The sequence below is a fragment of the Klebsiella sp. B345 genome (genome assembly GCF_051131735.1).
Lineage (GTDB): Bacteria > Pseudomonadota > Gammaproteobacteria > Enterobacterales > Enterobacteriaceae > Klebsiella.
In genome coordinates this window covers 4629409-4656000 of record NZ_CP180443.1, presented here as the reverse complement: position 1 = coordinate 4656000, position 26592 = coordinate 4629409, and the positions used below count along the sequence as shown (strand labels likewise).

The following is a 26592-nucleotide window of genomic DNA, read 5'->3' as shown; positions in this document are numbered from 1 at the left end:
TAAAAATTGATCAAATCCGTTCCCAGGTGTCATATCAGTATCGCAAATGTATTACGTATAACACTCAATAAAAAACACATCCTACAGCTTAGAGCTGTAACATAACCGCGATCCGCCTGAAGGAACTGAAATCATGACGCCCGGCAAAAGAAACTACGTCTTGTTGAGTCTTTTCGATTTCCTCTATTTATTCGCCTGGTCATCGACCATGGCGTTCTTTGTTATCTGGACCACCCAGCACCTTGGGATCAGCGCCACCAAAACCGGCCTGCTGTACTCCGTTAACGCCTTTATCGCCCTGCTGATGCAGCCATTTTTCGGCTTTATTGCCGATAAATTTGGCCTGAAAAAGCGGCTTATCTGGATCCTGCTGGCCATGCTGTTGCCGGTAGGGCCATTCTTTATCTATCTGTACGCCCCGCTGCTGGTCCATAGCTTCTGGCTGGGTGCTTTACTGGGTGGTATCTATCTGGGGATGATTTTTAACTCAGGCTGTGGGGTGATCGATTCGTATATCGACAAAATCTCCCGCCGCTATCACTTTGAATATGGCCGGGTGCGGATGTGGGGGTCGTTGGGCTGGGCCGCTGCGGCCTGGATTGTCGGCAAGTATATCGACAGCAATCCAAACCTCGCCTTCTGGCTGGCCAGTATTGCCATCGTTATCGCCGCCATCTGTTTTATGCTGACCAAAATCGAGCTCACCGAAGATGAGATACAAAAAACCAGTGCGCTGAAGGTCTCCCATGCGCTGGAGCTGGCGAAAAATGGTCAGTTCTGGATGCTGCTGATCTTCACCCTGTTCGTCACTCAGATTTACGACACCTACGATCAGCAGTTTGCCCAGTACTTTTCGCTGCAGTTCGCCACCCCGGAAGAGGGCAACCGCTGGTACGGTATTCTGGCGTCGATACAGGTCTGTGGTGAAACGCTCTTTTTGTGTCTGATGCCGTGGTTTGTTAACCGTACCGGGGCAAAATGGGCGCTGATTATTGCCGGGCTAATTATGTCAGTGCGCATCGTGGGTTCCGCCATCCCGCTAGGTCCGGTATGGATCGGCGCGGTGAAAATGATGCACGCGCTGGAAAAACCGCTGATCCTGGTGTCGGTGTTCAAATTTATCGCCGCCAACTTCGACCATAAACTCTCCTCGACGGTCTATTTACTGGTGCTTTTCGTGGCCTCGATTGCCACCGCTATTTACTCACCGCTGGCGGGTTACCTGTACGACACCATTGGCTTTGCCCACACTTATTACATTCTCGGCAGCATTGCCGGACTGTTTACCCTGATCTCGATTTTCACCTTGCGTGATAAGCGCGAGCCCACCGCCCCCGGTGCTGCACCGGCAGGCAATGTCACCTCTTCCTGACCATCAGGCCCCGGGAAACCCTCCCGGGGCCGTTGTTGATAATTTAAAAATATTATTCAATGCGGCTGAAATCGCTCGGCATTTATTAATGAAGAAATATTTGATGACAAAAAATACGCTTATTATAACGCTTCGTTTTCTTGAATTAATTCCAATTCCAGCGTTTATTTCACCCTCCATCCCGCTATCAAAACCCGTCAAAGCCGCACAGGACAAGGCCTGAATCCCTTTGGTCTGTTCTCGTTCAGAGGGTAACCGGGGGTCCTGGCATTTTTTATCAATCTCAACTTCACTTACAGCGTTTGCCCGGACACTAAATAAGATGCCGATTATTTCATGGCTACGTTGGGGTATTGAACTGATTCATCTTAGGCATCCCGGACAGCGTTAAATAATACTCATTATCAAATGCAACTGTGGTGGGGAAAAACATGAATAAAACATATAAGGGTATAGGAGTATTGGCGTTCGCCGCCGGCTCTCTCTTACCCTATGGCGCTGTGCGGGCCGCCGATCAAAACAGTACGGCCCAAAACGGTGAATCAGCAAAGAAACCTAACATCATTTTAATCGTCTCAGACGATACCGGCTATGGCGATCTCGGCGTGTATGGCGGGGGTGAAGGTCGCGGTATGCCGACCCCTAACCTCGACCGGATGGCCGATGAAGGGATGACCTTCTTTGACTTCTATGGTCAGCCCAGCAGTACCCCTGGCCGTGCCGCGATGCAAACTGGACGGATCCCTAACCGCAGCGGTATGACCACCGTGGCCTTCCAGGGTCAGGGCGGCGGCCTGCCGAAAGAAGAGTGGACTCTGGCATCGGTGCTGAAAACCGGCGGATACAAAACCTTCTTCACCGGAAAATGGCACCTTGGCGAAGCCGATTATGCCCTGCCAAATGCCCAGGGTTACGACGAAATGAAATACGTCGGCCTGTATCACCTCAATGCCTACACCTACGCCGACCCTACCTGGTTCCCGGATATGGACCCGCAACTGCGCGAAATGTTTGCTCGCGTAACCCGCGGTGCCCTCTCAGGAAAAGCCGGTGAAGCCCCGACAGAAGACTTCAAAATCAACGGTCAGTATGTCAACACCCCAGTGATCGATGGCAAAGAAGGGGTGATCGGCATTCCGTTCTACGATCGCTACGTTGAGAAAGCCTCGCTGGATTACCTGACAGCCAATGCCAAATCGACGGAACCGTTCTTTATGAGCATCAACTTCATGAAGAACCACCAGCCGAACATGCCTGACCCTGATTACATCGGTAAATCGATGTCGAAGAGCAAGTACGCGGATTCGATGGTGGAGATGGACGCCCGCGTCGGCCACATCATGGATAAGCTGCGTGAACTGGGTCTCGATAAGGACACCCTCGTGATCTGGACCACCGATAACGGCGCCTGGCAGGATGTCTATCCGGATGCCGGCTACACGCCGTTCCGTGGTACTAAGGGCACCGATCGCGAAGGCGGAAGTCGCGTTCCGGCTATCGCCTGGTGGCCTGGGAAAATTAAAGACCATAGCCGCAACTACGACATCGTCGGGGGCCTGGATCTGATGGCCACCTTTGCCTCCGTAGCCGGTATTAAACTGCCGGACAAGGACCGCGCGGGTCAGCCCATTATCTTTGACAGTTACGACATCTCCCCGGTGCTGTTCGGCACGGGCAAAGATCCGCGGACGTCATGGTTCTACTTTACGGAAAACGAGCTGACCCCGGGGGCCGCACGCGTCGGGCACTACAAGGCGGTATTTAACCTGCGCGGCGACGACGGTGCCAAAACCGGCGGACTGGCGGTTGACGCGAACCTCGGATGGAAAGGACCAGAGTCGTATGTCGCCACCGTGCCACAGATTTTTGACCTCTGGCAGGATCCACAGGAACGTTACGACATCTTTATGAACAACTATACCGAGCACACCTGGACGCTGGTGACCTTCAATGAGGCCATCTCAAACCTGATGAAAACCTATGTCCAGTATCCGCCGCGTAAATCGCAGAGTGAAACCTACAATGGCCCGATCACGCTATCTCAGTATGAGCGTTTCAAAAACGTACGCGATCAACTACAGAACGAAGGTTTCCAGCTGAGTTTACCTACCGGTAACTAACATCACGGTCCGGCCCGCGGTGTTTACTCCCCGGGCCTTTTTTACTTCAGACGCTCCATGACACAGGTTAGGGTTGATGAAAAAAAGCACCGAGATCCCTCTGACGCCGTTACAGAATGAAGGCCGATATCTTCCCGCCTACAAACGGCGCTACCACGTGATGGCGAAACCCAGCGGTTCAACCTGTAATCTTGACTGTCAGTACTGCTTTTATCTGCACAAAGAGCAACTGCTGCACCAGCCACACGATAAGGGGATGAGCGACGAGGTTCTGGAAAACTTTATCCGCCAGTATATTCAAAGCCAGGATGGCGAGGAGATCATATTCTCCTGGCAAGGGGGAGAGCCCACCCTGATGGGGTTGGATTTTTTCCACAAGGTGGTGGCGCTGCAAAAGAAATACCAGCCAAAACATCAGCGTATTGAGAACGATCTGCAGACCAATGGCGTGTTGATCAACGACCAGTGGGCAGCGTTTTTAAAAGCGCATAACTTCCTTGTGGGGGTCTCTATTGATGGCCCGCGCGAGCTCCATGACCGTTTTCGCGTCACCCGCAGCGGCAAACCCACCTTTGATAAAGTAATGGCTGGCATTGCCGCCCTCAAGCGTCATCAGGTACCTTTCAACGCGCTGGCGGTGATCAACCGGGTCAATGCCCGTTTTCCCCACGAGGTCTACCGGTTCCTGACTCAGGAACTTGGGGCGACCTATATTCAGTTCACCCCCTGCGTGGAGGCGGCGGAGTTCAAAACCACGGCCCCGCAGTTCTGGCAGGACGATACCATTCCGCTGACCGGCAGCCGGCGGGCTAAACCGGGGGATCTTGACTCCATCGTCACCGACTGGTCCGTTGACCCGGACGACTGGGGGCATTTTCTGACCGCAACCTTTGATGACTGGATCACCCACGATCTGGGCCGCGTGCAGGTTAATCTGTTTGAAACTGCGGTGGTACAAACCATGGGGCTACCTTCTCAGCTGTGCATCACCGCGCCCTTTTGCGGCAAAGCGCTGGCCATTGAGAAAAATGGCGACGTCTATTCCTGCGATCACTACGTCTATCCCGAGTACAAACTGGGGAATATCCGTGCCCACAAACTGGCGCATATGGTCTTTTCTGAACGGCAGAAAGTATTCGGTATGGGCAAAAAAGAGACTCTGCCCGCCTACTGCAAATCCTGCCCGCATTTGAATCTGTGCTGGGGGGAGTGCCCGAAAAATCGCATCGTGCGCGCCCCGGATGGTGAAGAGGGCCTCAACTATCTGTGCTCGGGCTTTCGCCACTTTTACGCATCGGTCACTCCGACGCTGGAGAAAATAGCCGCCATGCTGAAATAGCCTTTGGCCAACAACGCGGCAGCGATCCCCGCATCGCGCCGCACTTTTTATCGCGCGCTGACTATTATTGCAGCAGCTTTCTTGTTATCTGCTGTGAGGTTACGTCTTTATTCGTCCTTTGCCGCTCATCGGGGGCTGGAAACGACAATCAAGGCATAGGTATAATCGCGCCATTCCGAGCAATGTATAGTATAAAAAATGGCCAAAATTGGATTTATCTCATTAGGGTGCCCGAAAAACCTCGTGGACTCCGAGCGCATTCTGACCGAACTGCGTACCGAAGGTTATGAAGTGGTTCCCAGCTACGACAATGCCGATATGGTTATCGTCAACACCTGCGGCTTTATCGACAGCGCGGTCCAGGAATCTCTGGAAACCATCGGCGAAGCGTTAAAAGAAAACGGCAAAGTTATCGTTACCGGTTGCCTGGGCGCAAAAGAAGATCAGATTCGTGAAGTGCATCCGAAAGTGCTGGAGATCACCGGCCCGCACAGCTACGAGCAGGTTCTGGAGCATGTCCACCACTATACGCCAAAGCCAAAACACAACCCGTTCCTGAGCCTGGTGCCGGAACAGGGCGTGAAGCTGACGCCGCGTCATTACGCCTATCTGAAAATTTCCGAAGGCTGTAACCACCGCTGCACCTTCTGCATTATCCCGTCGATGCGTGGCGACCTGGTCAGCCGTCCGATTGGTGAAGTGCTTGCCGAAGCCAAACGCCTGGCCGATGCTGGCGTTAAAGAGTTGCTGGTCATCTCCCAGGATACGTCTGCTTACGGCGTCGATGTTAAACACCGCACCGGCTTCCACGACGGCATGCCGGTCAAAACCAGCATGGTCAGCCTGTGTGAAGAGCTGGCGAAGCTGGGGATCTGGGTGCGCCTGCACTACGTCTATCCATATCCGCACGTGGATGACGTGATCCCGTTAATGGCCGCCGGCAAAATTCTGCCGTACCTGGATATCCCGCTGCAGCACGCCAGCCCGCGTATTCTGAAACTGATGAAACGCCCGGGCTCTGCGGACCGCCAGCTGGCGCGCATCAAGCAGTGGCGCGAAATCTGCCCGGATCTGACCCTGCGTTCGACCTTTATCGTCGGCTTCCCGGGTGAAACCGAAGAAGATTTCCAGATGCTGCTCGACTTCCTGAAAGAGGCCCGCCTCGATCGCGTCGGCTGCTTCAAATACAGCCCGGTTGAAGGCGCGACCGCCAACGAACTGGCGGATCAGATCCCGGAAGAGGTGAAAGAAGAGCGCTGGAACCGCTTTATGCAGCTTCAGCAGCAGATTTCCGCCGAGCGCCTGCAGGAAAAAGTGGGCCGTGAAGTGATGGTGCTGATCGACGAAGTCGACGAAGAAGGCGCGATTGGCCGCAGCATGGCCGATGCCCCGGAAATCGACGGCGCGGTCTACCTGAACGGCGAAACCAAGGTCAAACCAGGCGACGTGGTGCGTGTGAAAGTTGAACACGCCGACGAATACGACCTGTGGGGCAGCCGGGTTTAATTCCTCTCTCTGAGACTATCCCGGATTACGGCGCTAACGCGCCTGGTCCGGGTATCAGTCTGTAGCCCCGGTAAGCGACAACGCCACCGGGGATTGTTTTAGCCTTTGATCTTCGGATCCAGCGCATCCCGTAGTCCATCGCCCAGCAGATTAAACGCCAGCACCGTCAGGAAAATCGCAATCGCCGGAAACAACGCCACGTGCGGCGCCATTACCATATCCGCGCGCGCTTCGTTGAGCATCGCCCCCCACTCCGGCGTCGGTGGTTGCGCCCCTAGCCCCAGGAAGGACAGACTGGCGGCAGAGATAATCGATACCCCGATCCGCATGGTGAAATAGACCACGATCGACGATACCGTGCCGGGCAAAATATGGCTGAACAGGATCGTCATATCGCTGGCGCCGATGCTGCGCGCCGACTCGATAAAGGTCTGCTGCTTGAGCACCAGGGTGTTCCCGCGCACCAGTCGGGCAAACGCCGGGATCGAGAAGATCGCCACCGCAATGATCACGTTTGACATGCCGCTGCCCATCACCGCCACCACCGCAATCGCCAGCAGGATCCCAGGAAACGCGAACAGCACATCGCAAATGCGCATGATGATGCGGTCCCACCAGCCTTCGTAATACCCGGCTAGTAAACCGAGCACGGTGCCAATCACCGCGCCGATCAGCACCGCCAGCACCCCGGCCGCCAGTGAAATCCGCGCGCCGACCAGCACCCGGCTAAAGATATCCCGTCCTAACGAATCCACACCAAACCAGTGGATCATCGACGGGCCATCATTGAGCCGATCATAATCAAAATAGTTTTCCGCATCGAACGGCGCGATCCACGGCGCCACCAGCGCAAGCATAATCAGCAACAGGACAAACACCCCCGCCCCCATCGCCACCGGCTGACGACGAAATCGCCGCCAGAACTCGCGCCACGGCGTGCGAATTTGTCCGGGTCTGATGCCCGGCATCGCGTTGATAACCGCCTGCCTTCTCCAGTTGAGCAATCGCACCTTACTTGTACCTGATAGCCGGGTTAATGGCGGCATACAGCACATCCACCACTAAATTGATAAGAATAAACTCCAGCGAAAAAAGGAGAACTTCCGCCTGAATCACCGGATAATCGCGCATCTCCACCGAATCCACCAGCAGCCGCCCGAGACCTGGCCAGTTAAAGACCTTCTCGACCACAATCGAACCACCAAGCAGAAAGCCAAACTGCAGCCCCATCATGGTAACGACCGGGATCATGGCGTTGCGCAGACCATGTTTGAGCACCACCAGCGTCTCGCTCACCCCTTTGGCACGGGCGGTGCGCATATAGTCTTCGTGCAGCACATCGACAAACGACGCCCGGGTAAAACGCGCCATCACCGCCGCCACCGCCGCTCCTAGCGTCAATGAAGGCAGAATATAGTGTCGCCAGCTATCGGCGCCCACCGTCGGTAGCCAGCCCAGCTCCACCGAGAAGACCTGCATCAGCAGCATCCCCAGCGCAAAGGCCGGAAATGAGATCCCGGTGACCGCCAGCGCCATCCCCAGCCGGTCGGGCCAGCGATTGCGCCACACGGCAGCCACAATCCCCGCCGCCATGCCAAAGATCACCGCCCAGCTCATACTGGCGAGCGTCAGCCACAGCGTCGGCATAAAGCGGCTGGCGATTTCGCTGCTGACCGGACGACGCGATGCCATCGAGGTACCAAAATCGCCCTGCAGCACGCTGGTGATGTAGTGCCAGAACTGCACATGCAGCGGCTGGTCAAGCCCCAGTTGCTGGCGCACCATCGCCACCACCTGCGCGTCGGCTTCCGGACCGGCAATCAGCCGCGCCGGATCGCCGGGCAGCATATGCACGAATAAGAACACCAGCACCGCCACAATCAGCAGCGTGGGGATCAGGCCCAGCAGGCGCTTAAGCACATAGTTGAGCATCATCCCCCCTTTGCCTGCGGGTCTGCATCCCTCTCCCGGTATGGGAGAGGGTCAGGGTACATACCATCACTGTGCTAAATCCGCCTGTTCAAAGCTAAACCCGGTATCCGGCTGAATATAGAAACCACTGAGGTTCTTGCTATGCGCAGAGACCAGTTTTTCGACCACCAGCGGTACCCACGGAGACTCCTTCCAGATAGTCTCCTGCGCCGCTTTGTAAAGCCGTGTTTTTTCCTGCACGTCGGTGGTTTTCAGCGCATCGCTGAGATCTTTATCCACCTGCGGATTGCCATAGAAGGCGGTGTTGAACAGGGTTGGCGGCCAGTTTTGCGAGGCAAACAGCGGCGACAGCGCCCAGTCCGCTTCGCCGGTTGAAGCGGACCAGCCGGTGTAGAACATCCGCACCCCGCTCTCTTTCTGCCCCTTGCCTTCCACTTCCGCCGCTCGCTGGCCGGCATCCATCGCCGTCAGCTGCGCCTTAATCCCCACCTGCGCCAGCTGCTGTTGAGTAAACTGCAACACTTTCTGCGCGGTGCTGTGGTTATGCGACGACCACAGGGTGGTACTGAAACCATTGGGGTACCCGGCCTCTTTCAGCAGCTCGCGCGCTTTCGCCGGATCGTACGGCCACGGTTTAAAACTCTCGGCATAGGCAATCGACGGCGGCACGACGCCGGTCGCCGGGGTGGCGTAGCCGGCAAAAGCGACTTTCACCAGCGCCTGGCGATTGATGGCGTAGTTGATCGCTTCCCGCACTTTCGGGTTATCGAACGGCTTCTGCGTGACGTTCATGCTGATGTAACGCTGCATGATTGACGGGCTGGCCACCAGCTCCAGCTTGCTGTTTTTCTCCAGCAGCGGGGCCTGCTCGTAGGGGATGGGGAAGGCAAACTGCGCCTCGCCGGTTTGCAGCATCGCCGCACGGGTGTTGTTATCTACCACCGGACGCCAGGTGATCGAGTCCAGCTTCGGCAGGCCCGGCTGCCAGTAACCGGCAAACTTCGTCACTTTGACAAAATCGGTCTGATTCCAGGTATCGAGCTTATACGGCCCGGTCCCTACCGGATGGAAGCCAATCTCCTTACCGTATTTTTTCAGCGCCGCCGGGGAGATCATCGCCGTTGCCGGGTGGGCCAGGATATTGATGAACGCCGAGAAAGGCTGCTTAAGGGTGATCTTCACCGTCGTCGGGTCAACGACGTCGGTGCTGGCGATATTTTTATACAGGTTGTAGCGCTTGAGGTGGTTGTCCGGATTGCTGGCGCGGTCGAGATTGGCCTTCACCGCATCGGCATTAAAATCGCTGCCGTCCTGGAACTTGACGCCCGAATGCAGCTTAATGGTATACACCAGGCCGTCCGGCGAAATGGTATAGCTTTCCGCCAGCACATTCTGCAGCTTCATCTCCTTATCAAGACCAAACAGGCCTTGATAAAAAGACTTCGCGACCGCCTGTGACAGCGTGTCATTGGCGTCATAAGGGTCAAGGGTCGTAAAGTTAGAACCGACCGCCACGACGACATCTTTGGCGGCAAGGGCCGGGCTTGCAGCCAGCGCCGACACGATGCCCAGCGCCAACAACCCTTTGCGTAATACGCGTTGTGTCATGTTGTTCTCCTGAATACTGTTTTGTTGGTGTCGTTGTTATCTTCCCAGCACGTCGGCGACGGGTTCCCTGGCGACATAATGCCCCGGTCCCACCTGTTGTAACGGCGTGCTGATGACCTCTTCCCCTCGCTTGTAAATATTGCCCGGCAGTTCGTCAGACAGCAGTACACGCTGCGGGTGACGATGCGCCGGGTCGGCCACCGGTACGGCGGCCATCAGTTTGCGGGTATAAGGATGCTGCGGGTTTTCAAACACGGCACGACGTGGGCCAATCTCAACGATGCGCCCACGATACATCACCGCCACGCGGTGGCTGATGCGTTCAACCACCGCCATATCGTGCGAAATAAACAGAAAGGCGATGCCCATTTCGCGCTGTAAATCGAGCATCAGATTAATAATCTGCGCGCGGATCGACACATCAAGCGCCGAGACTGCTTCATCGGCAATGACCACTTTCGGGTTGAGCGCCAGCGCGCGGGCGATGCAGACGCGCTGACGCTGGCCGCCGGAAAACTCGTGCGGATAACGCCACGCGTGTTCCGGCTGCAGGCCAACACGCTCCAGCAGCCAGCTGACGCGCTGACGTGCGGCCTCACCCTCAAGCATGCCGTGGATCCGCAGCGGCTCCATAATCGAATAGCCGATGGTTTGTCGCGGGTCGAGCGAGGCGAACGGATCCTGGAAAATAAACTGGATATCACGGCGCAGCGCCTGCAGCTTGCTGTTGGCCAGGGTATCGATGCGCTCACCGTTAAAGATAATTGACCCGCCCTGCGTCGCCACCAGCCGCAGCAACGCGCGCCCGGTCGTTGACTTGCCGCAGCCGGATTCGCCGACCAACGACAGGGTTTCCCCCGGCCACAAATCGAAGCTGACCTTTTCCACCGCGTGAACTTCCCGGGTGATACGGTTCAGAATACCGCTACGCAACGGGAAGCGCGCCACCAGGTCGCGCACTTTGAGAATCGGCTCACCGGTCCCCACCGTGTTCTGTTGTTCCTCCTCCGGCGGGTCTTGCGCTAACAGCGGGAAACGGCGTGGCAGCACGCTTCCGCGCATCGCCCCCAGCCGCGGTACCGCCGCCAGCAGCGCCTGGGTATACGGATGCTGCGGCGCGCGGAAAATCTCCTCGACGCTGCCGCTCTCTACCGCTTCGCCGCGGTACATTACCAGCACGCGGTCGGCGATATCGGCCACGACGCCCATATCGTGAGTGATAAAAATCACCCCCATCGCCATCTCTTTTTGCAGCACGGCGATGAGCTGAAGAATCTGCGCCTGGATGGTGACATCCAGCGCGGTGGTCGGTTCATCGGCGATCAGCACCGCCGGGTGGCACGACAGCGCCATCGCGATCATCACCCGCTGGCGCATTCCGCCGGAAAGCTGATGGGGATAGCGCGAGAGCATCGTTTCCGCTTCGGGAATGCGTACCTGATCGAGCATTTTCTTCGCTTCCCGCAGCGCCGCCTCACGCCCCAGCCCCTGGTGCAGACGCAGGGACTCGGCGATCTGCTCCCCAACGGTAAACACTGGGTTCAGCGAGGTCATTGGCTCCTGGAAAATCATCGCCATATCGGCCCCGCGCACGCTGCGCATTTCGGCGTCGGACAGCGCGTCGAGGGCAATGATCTGGCCGTTGCGACGGCGCAGTCTCAGCGCCTCGCTGCTGACCTGGCTCGCCGCCTGGTCAAGCAGACGCATCAGCGCCAGCGCGGTTACCGATTTGCCTGAGCCGGACTCCCCGACGATGGCTAAGGTCTCGCCGCGCCGCAGGGTGAACGAAAGGTGACGCACCGCAGCAAAGCTCGCCTGCTCCTGGCGAAACGCCACGTTCAGATCGCGTACCACCAGAACGTCACTGGCGTCGATATCTTGACTATGCGGCAACGCGTTTCCTCCTTATTCCCGATAAATCCCAATCGTCGGCGTATCGCCGGCATAGCACCAGGCCCGATACATGCCTTCGCTGTTAAACGGCAGTACCACGTTGCCTTCTCTGTCGATGGCAATCAGCCCACCGCTGCCGCCAAGCGCCGGCAGTTTTTCCATCACCACCCGCTCGCAGGCATCGAACAGGCTGAGGTTGCCATACTCCATCAGCGCGGCGATATCGTAGGCCGCCATGGCGCGGATAAACACCTCACCGGTACCGGTACAGGAGACCGCCACGCTGGCGTTATTGGCATAGCACCCGGCCCCCGGCAACGGGCTGTCGCCAACGCGGCCGGGCAGTTTATTGGTCATGCCGCCGGTCGAGGTCGCGGCGGCCAGATTACCGTTCAGATCCAACGCCACGGCACCGACGGTACCCATTTTTTGCCGCTCATCCAGCGGTGCGGCGTGGTGATCGAGCACGATGGCATCGTCACGCTGGGCCTGCTGGAGCTGCAGCCGCCGTTCGGTGGTCGAAAACAGATCGTTGTCGACCTGCGCCATCCCCTGAGAGGCGACAAACGCCTCGGCCCCTTCGCCAATCAGCAGCACATGCGGGCTGCGCTCAAGCACCAGACGCGCCGCCAGCACCGGGTTACGCAGATGTTTGACCCCGGCGACCGCCCCAACCTGCAGCTGGTTACCGTCCATCACGCAGGCGTCCAGTTCGTGGGTGGCGTCGCGGGTAAAGACCGAGCCGATCCCGGCATTAAACAGCGGGCACTCTTCGAGCAGCCGCACCGCTTCGGTCACCGTATCCAGCGCGCTGGCCCCTGCTGCCAGCATTTTTTGCCCGCTGTCGACAATCTCTGAGAGCGCCGCCACATACTGCCGCTCGCGCTCCGGTGTCATGGTCGCGCGCGTCAATGCGCCCGCTCCGCCATGAATTGCTATCACCGCCTTGCCCATTCAGCGATCCTTTAACGATGTGAGTCTTAGCCTGACATCCTGTAAACCACCACTGAGTGGCAAAGAGTGTCCAGAGATAATTTTATGTATAAATATCATTATCGTGCTGACAGTCCTATACAATTTTTGAATATAGAAAGCGCATCTTGCGGTGTATGCCCTAGATAATTCGAATTGCAGGAAGGCGGCGACGCAGGGAATCCCCAGGAGCTTACTGAAGTAAGTGACTGGGGTGAGCGAGGAAAGCCAACGCCCATGCAATTTGAAGTATGACGGGCATATAGCACAAACGGTGAAGCCGTATGGACGGCAACGCTTTTCTGGCATAATGCCCCTTTCGCAGTTTTACCCGCAGGAGAGCCCCATGGATTTTAACGCCGGACTGATGCCCCTCGACACAGCCCTGACAGAAATGCTCAATCGAATTACGCCGCTGAGTGCGGTGGAAACCGTACCGCTGTTGCAGGCCTTTTCCCGCGTGACTGCCCATGATCTTAGCTCGCCGCTGGACGTACCTGGCTTTGATAACTCGGCGATGGATGGCTATGCCGTGCGGCTGGCCGACCTCGCCGATGGCGCCGCGCTGCCGGTGGCGGGTAAAGCCTTCGCCGGGCAGCCTTTCCACGCACCGTGGCCTGCCGGAAGCTGCATCCGCATTATGACCGGCGCACCGATCCCACCGGGCTGTGATGCGGTGGTGATGCAGGAAGAGACCGAACAGACCGACGACGGCGTGCGTTTCCTTGCGTCGGTGAAAGCCGGACAGAACATTCGCCTGCGCGGGGAAGACATCGCCGCCGGCGCGGTGGTGTTCCCGGCGGGGACCCGTTTAACCGTCGCCGAACTGCCGGTTCTGGCGTCGCTGGGGATCGCGCAAGTCGAAGTGGTACGCAAAGTGCGCGTCGCGGTGTTCTCAACCGGGGATGAACTCCAGTTGCCGGGCCAACCGCTTGGCGACGGGCAAATCTACGATACCAACCGCCTGGCCGTACACCTGATGCTGCAACAGCTGGGCTGTGACGTCATTAATCTTGGCATTATCCCTGATGACCCGGACAAGCTGCGTGCCGCCTTTATCGAAGCGGACCAGCAGGCCGACGTGGTAATTAGCTCCGGCGGCGTCTCCGTCGGAGAAGCGGATTACACTAAAACCATCCTCGAAGAGCTGGGCGAAATTGGCTTCTGGAAGCTGGCTATCAAACCGGGCAAACCTTTTGCCTTCGGTAAACTGAACAACAGCTGGTTCTGCGGTCTGCCCGGTAACCCGGTTTCCGCAACCCTGACCTTCTACCAGCTGGTGCAGCCGCTGCTGGCGAAGCTGAGCGGCAACCACGGCCAGGCTCAACCTACCCGTCTGCGCGTACGCGCCGCCACCCGCTTGAAAAAATCGCCGGGGCGCCTCGACTTCCAGCGCGGCGTGCTACAGCGTACCCCGGAAGGTGAACTGGTGGTCAGCTCTACCGGTCACCAGGGTTCGCATATTTTCAGCTCTTTCAGCCTCGGCAACTGTTTTATTGTGCTCGAACGTGAACGCGGCCCTGTTGAAGCCGGTGAATGGGTGGAAGTCGAGCCCTTTAACCATCTGTTCGGGGGACTGTAATGGGCGTCGAGCTGAGCGATGAGGAGATGCTGCGCTACAACCGACAAATCATCCTGCGCGGGTTCGATTTTGACGGTCAGGAGCAGCTGAAGTCCTCGCGGGTGCTGGTGGTCGGGCTCGGCGGGCTCGGCTGCGCCGCCGCGCAGTATCTGGCCGCAGCGGGCGTCGGTCAGTTGACGCTGCTGGATTTCGATACCGTCGCGCTTTCCAATTTACAGCGCCAGACGCTGCACAGCGATGCCACCATCGGCCAGCCGAAAGTTGACTCGGCCCGCGACGCGCTGGCGCGTATCAACCCGCATGTTCAGCTCACCCCAGTGAATGCCCTGCTGGATGAAGAGGCCTTACGAGCGCAGATCGCCGCCCACAACCTGGTGCTCGACTGCACCGATAATGTCACGATTCGCAACCAGCTGAACGCCGGCTGTTTCCTGCACAAAACGCCGCTGGTTTCCGGTGCCGCAATCCGCATGGAAGGCCAGATCAGCGTCTTTACCTGGCAGGAAAGCGAGCCGTGCTATCGTTGCCTGAGCCGCCTGTTTGGTGAAAACGCCCTGACCTGCGTTGAGGCGGGCGTGATGGCGCCACTGGTTGGGATTATCGGCGCGCTCCAGGCGATGGAAGCGATCAAAGTGCTCACCCGCTACGGCACCCCGGCGGCGGGGAAAATCGTGATGTACGATGCGATGACCTGCCAGTTTCGCGAAATGAAGCTGCTGCGTGACCCGCAGTGCGAGGTGTGCGGCACCTCTAATTAGCCAACCGGCGGCGCCCGCCGCCGGATAATTTGTGATCGGATCCGCCTTTCCCTCTTCTTCCCGATCAGATCCCTTCTGCTTGTTGATTTGCATCAATGTTACTTTCATTCGAAAGTAATTTAATCTTCATATGCAAAAAGAGGGCAAATCATGATCTTCAACATTCAGCGCTATTCTACTCATGACGGTCCGGGGATTCGCACCGTCGTCTTCCTGAAAGGCTGTTCGTTGGGTTGCCGCTGGTGTCAAAACCCTGAAAGCCGCGCCCGCGGCGCCGACCTGCTGTACGACGCACGTTTGTGCCTCGACGGGTGCGACCTGTGCCAGCAGGCTGCACCAGACGTGATTAGCCGCACTCTCGACGGTCTGATTATCCATCGCGAAAAGCTCACCGACGACCATTATGCCCGGCTGCGCGAATGCTGCCCGACCACCGCCCTCAGCGTCTGCGGTGAAGAGAAAAGCGTGGCGGAGATTATGGCAACCGTGCTGCGCGATAAACCCTTTTACGATCGCAGCGGCGGCGGGATCACCCTCTCCGGCGGCGAGCCGTTTATGAATCCTGAGCTGGCGCAGCAGCTGTTGCAGGCCAGCCATGAAGCCGGGATCCATACCGCGGTTGAAACCTGCCTGCACGTACCGTGGAAATACATTGCGCCTTCGCTGCCGTGGACAGATCTGTTTCTCGCCGACCTGAAACATGTCAACGAGGCCATTTTCAACCAGTGGACCGACGGCAGCGCGCGTCGGGTGCTGGATAACCTGCAACGGGTGGCGCAGGCCGGCAAGAAAATTATCATTCGCGTGCCGCTGATTCAGGGGTTCAACGCCGATGAAGCCGCCATTACCGCCATCACCGATTTTGCCGCCGACCGCCTGCAGGTCGCGGAGATTCATTTCCTGCCGTACCACACGCTGGGCATGAACAAATACCAGTTACTCAATCAGCCCTATACCGCTCCGGATAAACCGCTTGCTGCACCCGAGCTGCTCGCCTTCGCGCAGCACTATGCTCAGAGCAAAGGTTTAACGGCTACTTTACGAGGATAACCCCATGACCACCCTGAAACTTGATACGCTGAGCGCACGCATTCAGGCGCACAAAATGGCACTGGTACATATCGTTAAGCCGCCGGTGTGTACCGAGCGGGCGCAGCATTACACCACCGCTTATCAGCAGCATCTGGATAAGCCGATCCCGGTACGTCGCGCGCTGGCGCTGTCCCATCACCTGGCAGAGCGCACTATCTGGATCAAGCACGACGAGCTCATCGTCGGCAACCAGGCCAGCGAAGTCCGCGCCGCGCCAATCTTCCCGGAATATACCGTCAGCTGGATCGAAAAAGAGATCGATGACCTCGCCGATCGTCCCGGCGCCGGTTTTGCGGTCAGTGAAGAAAACAAACGGGTACTGCATGAAATCTGCCCGTGGTGGCGTGGACAAACCGTCCAGGATCGCTGCTACGGAATGTTTACCGATGAGCAAAAAGCGCTGCTGGCGACCGGCATTATTAAAGCCGAAGGCAATATGACCTCCGGCGATGCGCACCTCGCGGTTAACTATGCGCTGCTGCTGGAAAAGGGTCTCGACGGGATGCGCGCCAAAGTGGCCGAGCGCCGTTCACGCATCAACCTCACCGTGCTGGAAGATTTGCATGGCGAACAGTTCCTGAAAGCCATTGATATCGTGCTGGAGGCGGTAAGTCAGCACAGCAAGCGCTTTGCCGAACTGGCGCGGACAATGGCGGCGACAGAGACGCGAGCAAGCCGCCGGGACGAGCTGCTGGCAATGGCGGAAAACTGCGACCTTATCGCCCACGAACCGCCGAAAACGTTCTGGCAGGCGTTGCAGCTATGCTACTTCATCCAGCTGATCCTGCAGATTGAATCCAACGGCCACTCGGTCTCCTTTGGCCGCATGGACCAGTATCTCTATCCGTTCTACCGTCGCGACGTCGAGCTGCAGCAATCACTGGAGCGTGAGCAGGCCATTGAATTGTTGCACAGCTGCTGGCTGAAGCTGCTGGAAGTGAACAAAATTCGCTCCGGCTCACACTCAAAAGCTTCGGCGGGCAGCCCGCTGTACCAGAACGTCACCATCGGCGGACAAAACCTGATAAACGGCACCCCGCAGGACGCGGTGAACCCGCTCTCCTACGCAATTCTGGAATCCTGCGGTCGTCTGCGTTCTACTCAGCCGAACCTCAGCGTGCGCTACCATGCCGGGATGAGCAACGACTTCCTCGACGCCTGCGTCCAGGTGATTCGCTGCGGCTTCGGGATGCCGGCGTTCAATAACGACGAGATCGTGATCCCGGAATTCATCAAACTCGGCATCGAGCCACAGGATGCCTATGACTACGCGGCCATCGGCTGCATCGAAACCGCAGTCGGCGGCAAGTGGGGCTATCGCTGCACCGGCATGAGCTTTATTAACTTCGCCCGGGTGATGCTGGCGGCGATGGAAGGCGGTCGCGACGCCACCAGCGGCGAAGTGTTCCTGCCGCAGGTGAAAGCGTTGTCCGCAGGCAACTTCACTGACTTCGACGAAGTGCTGGCAGCATGGGATACGCAAATTCGCTACTACACCCGCAAATCGATCGAAATAGAGTACGTCGTGGATACCATGCTGGAGGAGAACGTCCATGACATTCTCTGCTCAGCGCTGGTGGATGACTGCATCGAGCGGGCGAAAAGCATTAAACAGGGCGGCGCGAAATACGACTGGGTTTCCGGCCTGCAGGTCGGGATCGCCAACCTCGGCAACAGTCTGGTGGCGGTGAAAAAACTGGTGTTCGAGCAAGGGGCAATCGGCCAACAGCAGCTGGCGAAAGCGCTGGCGGAAGATTTCGACGGCCTGACCCACGAGCAGCTGCGTCAGCGTTTAATTAACGGCGCACCAAAATACGGTAACGATGATGACAGCGTGGACACCCTGCTGGCGCGCGCCTACCAGACCTACATCGATGAGCTGAAGCAGTACCACAACCCGCGCTATGGCCGGGGGCCAATTGGCGGCACCTACTATGCCGGGACCTCGTCTATCTCTGCTAACGTGCCGTTTGGTGCCCAGACCATGGCGACGCCGGACGGGCGTAAGGCGCATTCACCGCTGGCGGAAGGAGCCAGCCCGGCCTCCGGGACGGACCATCTGGGGCCAACGGCGGTAATCAGCTCGGTCGGCAAGCTGCCTACCGGTTCGATCCTCGGCGGCGTGCTGCTTAACCAGAAGCTGAACCCCGCGACGCTGGAGAACGAGTCCGATAAGCAGAAACTGATGGTGCTGTTGCGCACCTTCTTCGAGGTGCATAAAGGCTGGCATATCCAGTACAACATCGTGTCGCGTGAAACGCTGCTGGAAGCGAAGAAACACCCCGACCAGTATCGCGATTTAGTGGTCCGCGTCGCCGGGTATTCCGCCTTCTTCACCGCCCTGTCGCCGGATGCCCAGGACGATATCATCGCCCGTACCGAGCATACACTGTAAGTCCTGTTCCCGGAGGCGCTCAGCACCGCCTCCGGGTTAGCCGTTTGTCACAACTGCAGGTTATTCCTGAGAGTTTTCTTCTGCACATCGGTGAAAGCAAACTTTCATTCGAAATAAATTTGTGCTTCAGGTCACATTGTAATTAGAATGTTACTGGTCGAAGTTAGCCAGGAGCATTTGTTATGACCGTTAAAGTTATCGTCACTGATATGGACGGAACTTTTCTCAATGACGCCAAGCAGTACGATCGCCCGCGTTTTCTTGCGCAGTTCGCGCAGCTTCAGCAGCAAGGTATTGAATTTGTTGTCGCCAGCGGCAACCAGTACTACCAGCTGATCTCATTTTTCCCGGAAATCCGCGAGCAGATCTCGTTTGTCGCCGAGAACGGCGCGCTGGTTTACGAACACGGCAAGCAACTGTTCCACGGCGAACTGACCCGTCACGAATCCCAGGTGGTGATTGGCGAACTGCTGAAAGACCGTCAACTGAACTTCGTTGCCTGCGGCCTGGAGAGCGCCTACGTCAGCGATAAAGCCCCTGAGGCATTTGTCGCGTTGATGTCAAAGCACTACCATCGCCTGCAGCGCATCAGCGATTACCAGGCCATTGACGACACGCTGTTCAAGTTCTCCCTGAATCTGCCGGATAGCGAAATCCCGCAGCTTATCGATAAATTGCATGTCTCGCTGGACGGCATCATGAAGCCCGTCACCAGCGGTTTCGGCTTTGTCGATTTAATCATTCCCGGCCTGCACAAAGCCAACGGCATCAGCCGTCTGCTTAAGCGCTGGCAAATCTCGCCGCAGGAGTGCGTCGCCATTGGCGACAGCGGCAACGATGCGGAAATGCTGAAGCTGGTAAAATACGCTTTCGCCACGGGCAATGCCGCTGACAGCATCAAAGCCATCTCGTCATACGCCACCGATGATAACAACCATCACGGGGCGCTGAAGGTCATTCAGGCCGTTCTCGATCGGACCACCCCCTTCACCGACTGACCGCTAACCGGGGCATCCTGCCCCGGCTTTTCCATTTTGTGCGCCCACTCTACTTTTTAAACTTGCATTAACTTTATTTTAACTTAAATTATCGTTTGTAAGATTTAATACTTTCGAATGAAAGATGAGTGAGGTCACCATGGCTGCTATCTATACCCACGAAACATTACCCGCCGACCACAAAACGGCGATTCGACACATGAAACAGCATCTGCGCGCGCAGATCGGCGATGTCCAGGCGGTATTCGACCGGCTGAGCGCGCGGATCGCAGCTCGTCTCGAAGAGATCGACACGCTGAAAGCCCGTGGCGAGGATGTTTGGCCGCTGATCCCGTTCAGCGACATTGCTCAGGGTCAGGTCAGCGACGCCCAACGCGAGGCGGTTAAGCGTCGCGGCTGCGCGGTGATCAAAGGCCACTTCGCACGCGAGCGGGCGCTGGCCTGGGATAATTCGATGCTGGAATATCTCGACCGCAACCATTTCGATGAGGTTTACAAAGGCCCTGGTGACACCTTCTTCGGCTCGCTCGATGCTTCCCGCCCGGAAATTTACCCAATTTACTGGTCACAGGCGCAGATGCAGGCGCGACAAAGTGATGAGATGGCGGCGGTACAATCCTTCCTGAACCGCCTGTGGACCTTTAACCACGACGGCAAGCAGTGGTTTGACCCGGACGTCAGCGTGATTTACCCGGACCGTATCCGCCGTCGTCCGCCGGGCACCACCTCTAAGGGGCTGGGCGCACACACCGATTCCGGGGCGCTGGAACGCTGGTTACTCCCGGCCTATCAGCAGGTCTTTGCCAGCGTCTTTAACGGCAATATTGATGCTTACGACCCGTGGGATGCGGCACACCGCACCGAGGTGGAAGAGTACACCGTCGATAACACCACCAAATGCTCGGTCTTCCGGACCTTCCAGGGCTGGACCGCCCTCTCTGACATGATCCCCGATCAGGGGCTGCTGCACGTCGTGCCGATCCCGGAAGCGATGGCCTATGTCCTGCTGCGCCCGCTGCTGGACGACGTCCCGGACGATGAACTGTGCGGTGTGGCGCCGGGAAAAGTGCTGCCCATTTCAGAGAAATGGCACCCGCTGCTGATCAAAGCGCTCAGCTCCATTCCGGCGCTCAATGCCGGTGATTCGGTCTGGTGGCATTGCGATGTCATTCACTCGGTGGCGCCGGTGGAAAACCAGCAGGGCTGGGGCAACGTGATGTACATTCCCGCCGCGCCGATGTGTGAGAAAAACCTCGCCTACGCGCACAAGGTTAAAGTGGCACTGGAAAACGGCGCATCGCCAGGGGACTTCCCTCGCGAAGATTACGAAGCCGACTGGCAGGAGCGTTTTACCCTTGCCGACCTGAACATCCACGGGAAACGGGCGCTGGGCATAGAAGTCTAGTCGTCATACAACCCAGCCTGCACCACGGCGGTATGGCGGTTACCGGAGCGTATCCGCCGTACCGAATCGCGCACCACCAGCGTGCCGTGCAGCAGCAAAGACCCACGCGGTACATCCGGGCGGATCAGCCGCTGTTGCAGCATGTGCACCGCTTCAATCCCCAGTTCATCCCGTGGTACGTGCACCGCCGTCAGCGGCACATCCTGAATCGCCGCCAGATTAAACCCATCGATGCTCATCACCGAAATATCCTGCGGCACCCGTAATCCGCGCTTTTGCAATGCGTTGACCGTACCGGCGACCATGAAATCACCGCCGACCAGAAACGCCGTCGGCAGCGGCTTACCCGCCTGGGCATCGAGCCACTCCTCTACCCGCGCCTGGGTATCTTTGGCACTAAAACTGGCGACGGTGAGCAGATCCCGCCCATCAGCAAACCGCATATTGCGCCCGCGCCAGGCCTCTTTAATACCGGCCAGCCGCAGTTCCATGGTATAGCGGCGCAGGCACATCACATTCAGCACCGCCCGGTGGCCCATTTCGAACAGATACTGCGCGGCAAACTGGCCGATCAGCCGGTGATCCGGCGCAATCGACGCCAGGCGCATCCCGTCGTCACGGCAGTTGATCAGCACGCAGGGTTTCGCCAGATCCGCCGCCAGATCGTGAATATGCGGATCGTCAATGCCCAGCAGGATTGCCGCTTCGGTTTCGGGTTCGTTCATGCGGGCCAGGAACAGGTTGGCATCGCTGTCGTTTTCCTCCAGCGCGCAGGTTCGCAGGCGCACTTCATGGGCGCTCAGCGCCTGGTGGATGCTCTGGATCACCCGGTAGTAGTAGATATCCGAACGTTCATCAAACGCCCGCTGGGGTGCAAAAACCACCAGGCTATTGAGCAGCATGCGCCCGGCGGCAATGCCGTCCATCACCCCCATCTCACGGGCGCAGGTCAACACCGCCTGTCGGGCCTTTTCACTGGTGTTGGCTTTGCCAGCCAGCACCCGGGAGACGGTGCTCGCCGACATTCCGGTGCGGGCGGCGATATCGGCAATTTTTAGCTTTTTATCCATTTTGTGATCCAGCTCCATCTTCAAAATGAAAGAATTTTCATTGGCGGTAATCCCAGTCTATCAAGCAAAGGTTTGGCTCTGCTGTGAGCATTTCGCCACCTTATGAAAAAGCTTTCATAAATAACGCTACTGCCCACCTGTGTTCTACCTTAACCTGAATTGGTCCGATAACTTCCATACTAGTCACGCGGACAGCGATATAAATAAAACAATATTATTCAATATATTACAAGAATTGGTGTGACAACTCAGGGAATGAGCTGGTCATGTCCCCTACATAAAAATCTTGTGGAGAGTTCTATGAGCCAAGGCCTCAACAACGATATGGCCGCCAGCAAATCTCGCCGGGTGGTCAAAAATTTACGCTGGTGGATGCTGGTCCTGTTTTTACTCGGCGTCACCGTCAACTACATCACCCGCAACTCGCTGGGGATCATTGCCCCGGAACTGAAAGATACGCTGGGCATTACCACCGAGCAGTACTCCTGGATCGTCGGCGCGTTTCAGCTGGCCTATACCCTGTTCCAGCCGCTGTGCGGTTGGTTGATCGACGTGATCGGCCTGAAGCTCGGCTTTATGATCTGTGCCACCCTGTGGGCCATTGCCTGTATCGCCCACGCCGGGGCAGGCAACTGGCTGCACCTGGCGATTTTGCGCTTCTTTATGGGGGGCGCGGAAGCCGCGGCTACGCCGGCCAACGCCAAAACCATCGGCGAATGGTTCCCGAAATCTGAACGCCCGATTGCTGCCGGCTGGGCTGGCGTTGGGTTCTCCATCGGCGCCATGCTGGCCCCGCCGATTATCTATTTCGCCCACGCCTCCTTTGGCTGGCAAGGGGCGTTTATGTTCACCGGGGTGCTGGCCCTGCTGTGGGTGGTGCTGTGGTGGGTGTTTTACAACAACCCTGATAAGCACCCTAATCTCAGCAAAAGTGAACTCGAGTTTATTCGTCAGGATAATGAGCCACCGGCGGTGAAGCTGCCCTTTTTCACCGCGCTGAAAACCGTCTCGAAAAATAAGCGCTTCTATGGGATCGCCATCCCGGCCTTTATGGCGGAACCGGCCTGGGCTGTATTGAGCTTCTGGGTGCCGCTCTACCTGGCAAAAGAGCACGGAATGGATCTGAAACAGATCGCCATGTTCGCCTGGCTGCCGTTCCTCGCCGCCGACCTCGGCAGCGTCGCCAGCGGCTATCTGACAAAACTGTATACCCGCTGGTTCGGCTGTACCCGGGTGAACTCGGTGGTCGCCAGCTCGGTCACCGGCGCCTTTCTGATGATTTCGCTGGCCCTCGTCGCCATTACCCGCGACCCGTATATCACTATCGTGCTGATCTCCATCGGCGGTTTCGGCCACCAGATTATCTCCTGCATGCTCAGCGCGCTGGTGGTGGAGTCATTCGATAAAGGCCAGATGGCCACCGTCAACGGCATGCGCGGTTCCGCCGCCTGGATTGCCAGCTTCCTGTTCTCGCTATTAATCGGGGTGACCGCCGACAAGATTGGCTTCAACCCGCTGTTTATCGCCATGGGCTTCTTTGACCTGATTGGCGCCATCTTCCTGGTGACATTTATTGCAGAACGTCGCGCCAAACGCGCCTGAGAGTGGATATAAAGATGAAAACGCTTAAACATTGGACCTTACATCAACAGCTTGCCCATCACGTTGAGCTGACTATCGACGGGCAGCACACGCTGTGCCTGTATGTGCTGGAAGAGAGCCTGTTCCGCGTGCAGCTGAAACGCAAAGGCGGGCTGGCGCTGGACCGCACCTGGAGCATTGCGCCGCAGCAGGATGTTCCGTGGGAGGGGCGTCAACGCGATGACCTGAGCGGCTTTAGCCTTCCCGCCTGGACCCTTGAACAGCAGGGCGACAGCCTGACGATCGCCACCGAACAACTGCGCGTCACCGTCCACCAGCCGCTGTGGCTGGAGTGGAGCTATCGCCACGACGACGGCGAGTGGCAGCCGCTGGTGAGCGACCGTCCAACCAGCGCCTATTTACTCAATACCCACGGCGACGGCGTGGCGCACTACCTGAGCCGCCGCAAAGACGAACGCTTTTACGGGCTGGGCGAAAAGGCCGGCGATCTGCAGCGCAACGGTAAACGCTATGAGATGCGTAACCTCGATGCGATGGGCTATAACGCGGTCAGCACCGACCCGCTGTATAAGCATGTCCCCTTCACCCTCACCCAGCGCAGCGACATCAGCTACGGCCTGTTCTACGACAACCTGAGCAGCTGCTGGCTGGACCTGGGCAATGAAATTGATAACTATCACACCGCCTACCGCCGCTGGCAGGCGGAAGCCGGCGACATCGATTACTACCTGTTCACCGGCCGCCGCGCCCTCGACGTCACCAAGGCGTTTGTCCGCCTAACCGGTAAAACGCTGTTCGGGCCGAAATGGAGCCTCGGTTACAGCGGTTCCACCATGCATTACACCGATGCGCCGGATGCGCAAAACCAGCTGATGAATTTTATCCGCCTGTGTGAGGAGCACGCGATTCCCTGCGACTCGTTCCAGCTCTCTTCCGGCTACACCTCGATCAACGGCAAGCGCTACGTCTTTAACTGGAACTATGACAAGGTGCCGCAGCCCACGGTGATGAGCCAGCGCTTCCATGACGCCGGGATAAAGCTCGCCGCCAACATTAAGCCCTGCCTGCTCCAGGACCACCCGCGCTATGGCGAAGTAGCGGAAAAAGGATTATTTATCCGCGATTCCGAAATTGATGCGCCGGAACGCTCCAGCTTCTGGGATGACGAAGGTTCGCATCTCGATTTTACCAACCCGCAGGCCGTCGCCTGGTGGCAGGAGGGCGTGACCCGCCAGCTGCTGGAGATGGGTATCGACTCCACCTGGAACGATAACAACGAATTTGAGGTCTGGGACGGCGAAGCGCGCTGTCACGGCTTTGGTCAAACTATCGCCATCAAACATATTCGCCCGGTGATGCCGCTGTTGATGATGCGCGCCTCAATGGAAGCCCAGCAGCGTTTCGCCCCGGAAAAACGGCCGTACCTGATCTCCCGCTCCGGCTGCGCCGGGATGCAGCGCTACGTACAGACCTGGAGCGGTGACAACCGGACCAACTGGGATACCCTGCGCTATAACACCCGTATGGGGTTGGGGATGAGCCTCTCCGGCCTGTATAACGTGGGCCATGACGTCGGGGGTTTCTCCGGCGATAAACCGGATGCCGAGCTGTTCGTGCGCTGGGTCCAGAACGGGGTGATGCATCCGCGCTTTACGATCCACTCGTGGAACGACGATCGGACTGTCAATGAAGCGTGGATGTATCCGGCCGTCACGCCGGCTATTCGCAGCGCGATCGAACTGCGCTATCGCCTGCTGCCCTATCTGTACACTCTGTTGTGGCAGGCCCATGCCGACGATGAACCGATGCTGCGTCCGACCTTCCTCGATCACGAGCACGACCCGCAAACGTTTGAAGAGTGCGACGATTTCCTGCTGGGCCGCGATATTCTGGTCGCAAGCGTAGTGGAGCCAGGCCAGCGTCAACGCCGGGTATGGCTGCCGGATAATGCCTCCGGCTGGTACGATTTTTATTGTGGCGAGTGGTTTGCCGGCGGCCAGTGGATCACCCTGGACGCGCCGCTGGAAAAACTGCCACTGTTGGTACGCGCCGGCGCAGGCCTGCCGCTCAGCGAGTGCATCACACATGTGGATGCGGCTGAGGACGACGGCCGCGAGCTGAAGCTGTTCCCGCTCAAAGGCGTCGGAACCACCAGCGGACTGTTGTTTGAAGACGACGGTGAAAGCTGGGGTTATCAAGAGGGAAATGCGCTATGGCTGGCCTGGGAAATGGTCTGCGACGGCCAGACGATTAACCTGAAGGTGACCCCGCGCGGTCATTATCGCCCGGCGTGGCAAGTATTGAACGTCACCCTGCCAGCAGGTGAAAAGCGCCAGTTGCTGATCAACGGCGAAGCCGCCAGCGAGTGGCGTCCGGCATAACCCTCCCGTGCCCTTGCCGTGCGGGAGGGGCACCACGAATTGATGTCTACCTGTAACTAACTACGCCACAATGGTAAACCCGCGTGGCGTTTTTTATGCGTCAGCTATACCGTAAGAATGCCCCTTCCCTTATTCGGACTTCTGACGATGAAAGTAATGACTGCTCTGCTTGTTTCTCTGTCGTTGTGTTCCGCTAGTGCGCTGGCATTTCAGGAAAAGCCATCACCCGAAATGCCCTTACCATCATCGACATCGGCCAAAACCACGGCCCTCAGCCGTTTTGCAGCCGATGAGAACGATACGGCGATTACTCAGGCTTATGGACCCGGAACGTTTACCAGCAGCACCACAACCAGCGGTGGCTTCTTCGCTCCCGTCGTAACCGTACACCATCGCTAAGATAGGGTCTGTTTTCCGGGCGGGCCGTTTTAGCGTACCGGCCCGGCTGCCCGTCACCTCAAACCGCGGCAATCAGAAAACCAATTACCACACAGCACAGCACCAGAATCAGCACGGTCAAAATAATAATCATTGCACGCCTCTCTGTTCAGCTTCACAGCGCCGGGG

The 26592-nt window shown here is 57.6% G+C and carries 19 protein-coding genes; 13 read left to right on the top strand and 6 right to left on the bottom strand.

Annotated elements, in window-relative coordinates:
• Positions 1–133 precede the first annotated feature (133 nt).
• From ACMYSO_RS21850 to rimO, 4 genes are all read left to right on the top strand, one after another.
• Complete coding sequence (locus ACMYSO_RS21850) at positions 134–1372, top strand: oligosaccharide MFS transporter (RefSeq protein WP_434667807.1); 1239 nt, start codon at positions 134–136, stop codon at positions 1370–1372.
• A 431-nt stretch (positions 1373–1803) separates the two neighbouring features.
• The gene (locus ACMYSO_RS21845) at positions 1804–3492 is read left to right on the top strand and encodes an arylsulfatase (RefSeq protein ID WP_434667805.1); all 1689 of its coding nucleotides are present in this window, start codon (positions 1804–1806) and stop codon (positions 3490–3492) included.
• A gap of 76 nt (positions 3493–3568) precedes the next feature.
• On the top strand, positions 3569–4831 hold the full coding sequence (locus tag ACMYSO_RS21840) for an anaerobic sulfatase maturase (protein ID WP_434667802.1): 1263 nt from the start codon (positions 3569–3571) through the stop codon (positions 4829–4831).
• Positions 4832–5029: 198 nt separating this feature from the next.
• Positions 5030–6337 (top strand): 30S ribosomal protein S12 methylthiotransferase RimO, encoded by a 1308-nt coding sequence (gene rimO, locus ACMYSO_RS21835; protein WP_434667800.1) that lies wholly within the window; start codon positions 5030–5032, stop codon positions 6335–6337.
• Positions 6338–6435: 98 nt separating this feature from the next.
• Here the strand turns inward: rimO and gsiD are convergent, their stop codons facing one another.
• The 5 genes from gsiD to iaaA form a co-directional block, all read right to left on the bottom strand.
• Positions 6436–7347 carry a glutathione ABC transporter permease GsiD gene (gene gsiD, locus ACMYSO_RS21830; RefSeq protein WP_434667798.1) on the bottom strand — a complete coding sequence of 304 codons (912 nt, stop codon included), beginning with the start codon at positions 7345–7347 and terminating at the stop codon, positions 6436–6438.
• A gap of 1 nt (position 7348) precedes the next feature.
• Positions 7349–8269: a glutathione ABC transporter permease GsiC gene (gene gsiC, locus ACMYSO_RS21825; RefSeq protein WP_123756097.1), complete on the bottom strand. Its 921-nt coding sequence runs from the start codon at positions 8267–8269 to the stop codon at positions 7349–7351.
• A 66-nt stretch (positions 8270–8335) separates the two neighbouring features.
• A complete protein-coding gene (gene gsiB, locus ACMYSO_RS21820) occupies positions 8336–9877 on the bottom strand; it encodes a glutathione ABC transporter substrate-binding protein GsiB (protein WP_434667796.1) in 1542 nt (513 codons plus the stop codon).
• Between the two features lie 36 nt (positions 9878–9913).
• A complete protein-coding gene (gene gsiA / locus ACMYSO_RS21815; protein ID WP_434667794.1) occupies positions 9914–11770 on the bottom strand; it encodes a glutathione ABC transporter ATP-binding protein GsiA in 1857 nt (618 codons plus the stop codon).
• 12 nt (positions 11771–11782) lie between these two features.
• Positions 11783–12724, bottom strand: a complete 942-nt coding sequence (iaaA, locus tag ACMYSO_RS21810) for a beta-aspartyl-peptidase (RefSeq protein WP_434667792.1) — start codon at positions 12722–12724, stop codon at positions 11783–11785.
• A gap of 364 nt (positions 12725–13088) precedes the next feature.
• Between iaaA and moeA the strand changes: the two genes are divergently transcribed.
• The 6 genes from moeA to ACMYSO_RS21780 all read left to right on the top strand — a co-directional run bounded on the left by moeA (position 13089) and on the right by ACMYSO_RS21780 (position 20972).
• Positions 13089–14324 (top strand): molybdopterin molybdotransferase MoeA, encoded by a 1236-nt coding sequence (gene moeA, locus ACMYSO_RS21805; RefSeq protein ID WP_434667790.1) that lies wholly within the window; start codon positions 13089–13091, stop codon positions 14322–14324.
• On the top strand, positions 14324–15082 hold the full coding sequence (gene moeB / locus ACMYSO_RS21800) for a molybdopterin-synthase adenylyltransferase MoeB (protein WP_434667787.1): 759 nt from the start codon (positions 14324–14326) through the stop codon (positions 15080–15082). Before moeA ends, moeB begins: the two co-directional genes overlap by 1 nt.
• A gap of 150 nt (positions 15083–15232) precedes the next feature.
• On the top strand, positions 15233–16132 hold the full coding sequence (locus ACMYSO_RS21795) for a glycyl-radical enzyme activating protein (protein ID WP_434667784.1): 900 nt from the start codon (positions 15233–15235) through the stop codon (positions 16130–16132).
• Between the two features lie 4 nt (positions 16133–16136).
• The gene (locus tag ACMYSO_RS21790) at positions 16137–18569 is read left to right on the top strand and encodes a formate C-acetyltransferase/glycerol dehydratase family glycyl radical enzyme (protein WP_434667782.1); all 2433 of its coding nucleotides are present in this window, start codon (positions 16137–16139) and stop codon (positions 18567–18569) included.
• Positions 18570–18751: 182 nt separating this feature from the next.
• Positions 18752–19567: a Cof-type HAD-IIB family hydrolase gene (locus tag ACMYSO_RS21785; RefSeq protein WP_434667779.1), complete on the top strand. Its 816-nt coding sequence runs from the start codon at positions 18752–18754 to the stop codon at positions 19565–19567.
• A 139-nt stretch (positions 19568–19706) separates the two neighbouring features.
• Positions 19707–20972 carry a DUF1479 domain-containing protein gene (locus ACMYSO_RS21780; RefSeq protein ID WP_434667776.1) on the top strand — a complete coding sequence of 422 codons (1266 nt, stop codon included), beginning with the start codon at positions 19707–19709 and terminating at the stop codon, positions 20970–20972.
• Here ACMYSO_RS21780 and ACMYSO_RS21775 read toward each other — a convergent pair.
• Positions 20969–22060 carry a LacI family DNA-binding transcriptional regulator gene (locus ACMYSO_RS21775; RefSeq protein ID WP_434667773.1) on the bottom strand — a complete coding sequence of 364 codons (1092 nt, stop codon included), beginning with the start codon at positions 22058–22060 and terminating at the stop codon, positions 20969–20971. The genes ACMYSO_RS21780 and ACMYSO_RS21775 overlap by 4 nt on opposite strands.
• A 282-nt stretch (positions 22061–22342) precedes the next feature.
• Here ACMYSO_RS21775 and ACMYSO_RS21770 point away from each other — a divergent pair, with 282 nt between their 5' ends.
• The 3 genes from ACMYSO_RS21770 (at position 22343) to ACMYSO_RS21760 (ending at position 26424) form a co-directional block, all read left to right on the top strand.
• A complete protein-coding gene (locus ACMYSO_RS21770; RefSeq protein ID WP_123756087.1) occupies positions 22343–23644 on the top strand; it encodes an MFS transporter in 1302 nt (433 codons plus the stop codon).
• A 14-nt stretch (positions 23645–23658) separates the two neighbouring features.
• The gene (locus tag ACMYSO_RS21765) at positions 23659–26025 is read left to right on the top strand and encodes a TIM-barrel domain-containing protein (protein ID WP_434667770.1); all 2367 of its coding nucleotides are present in this window, start codon (positions 23659–23661) and stop codon (positions 26023–26025) included.
• Between the two features lie 156 nt (positions 26026–26181).
• Entirely contained in the window at positions 26182–26424 is a 243-nt protein-coding gene (locus ACMYSO_RS21760; protein WP_434667767.1) for a hypothetical protein, read from the top strand.
• Positions 26425–26592: the final 168 nt, after the last annotated feature.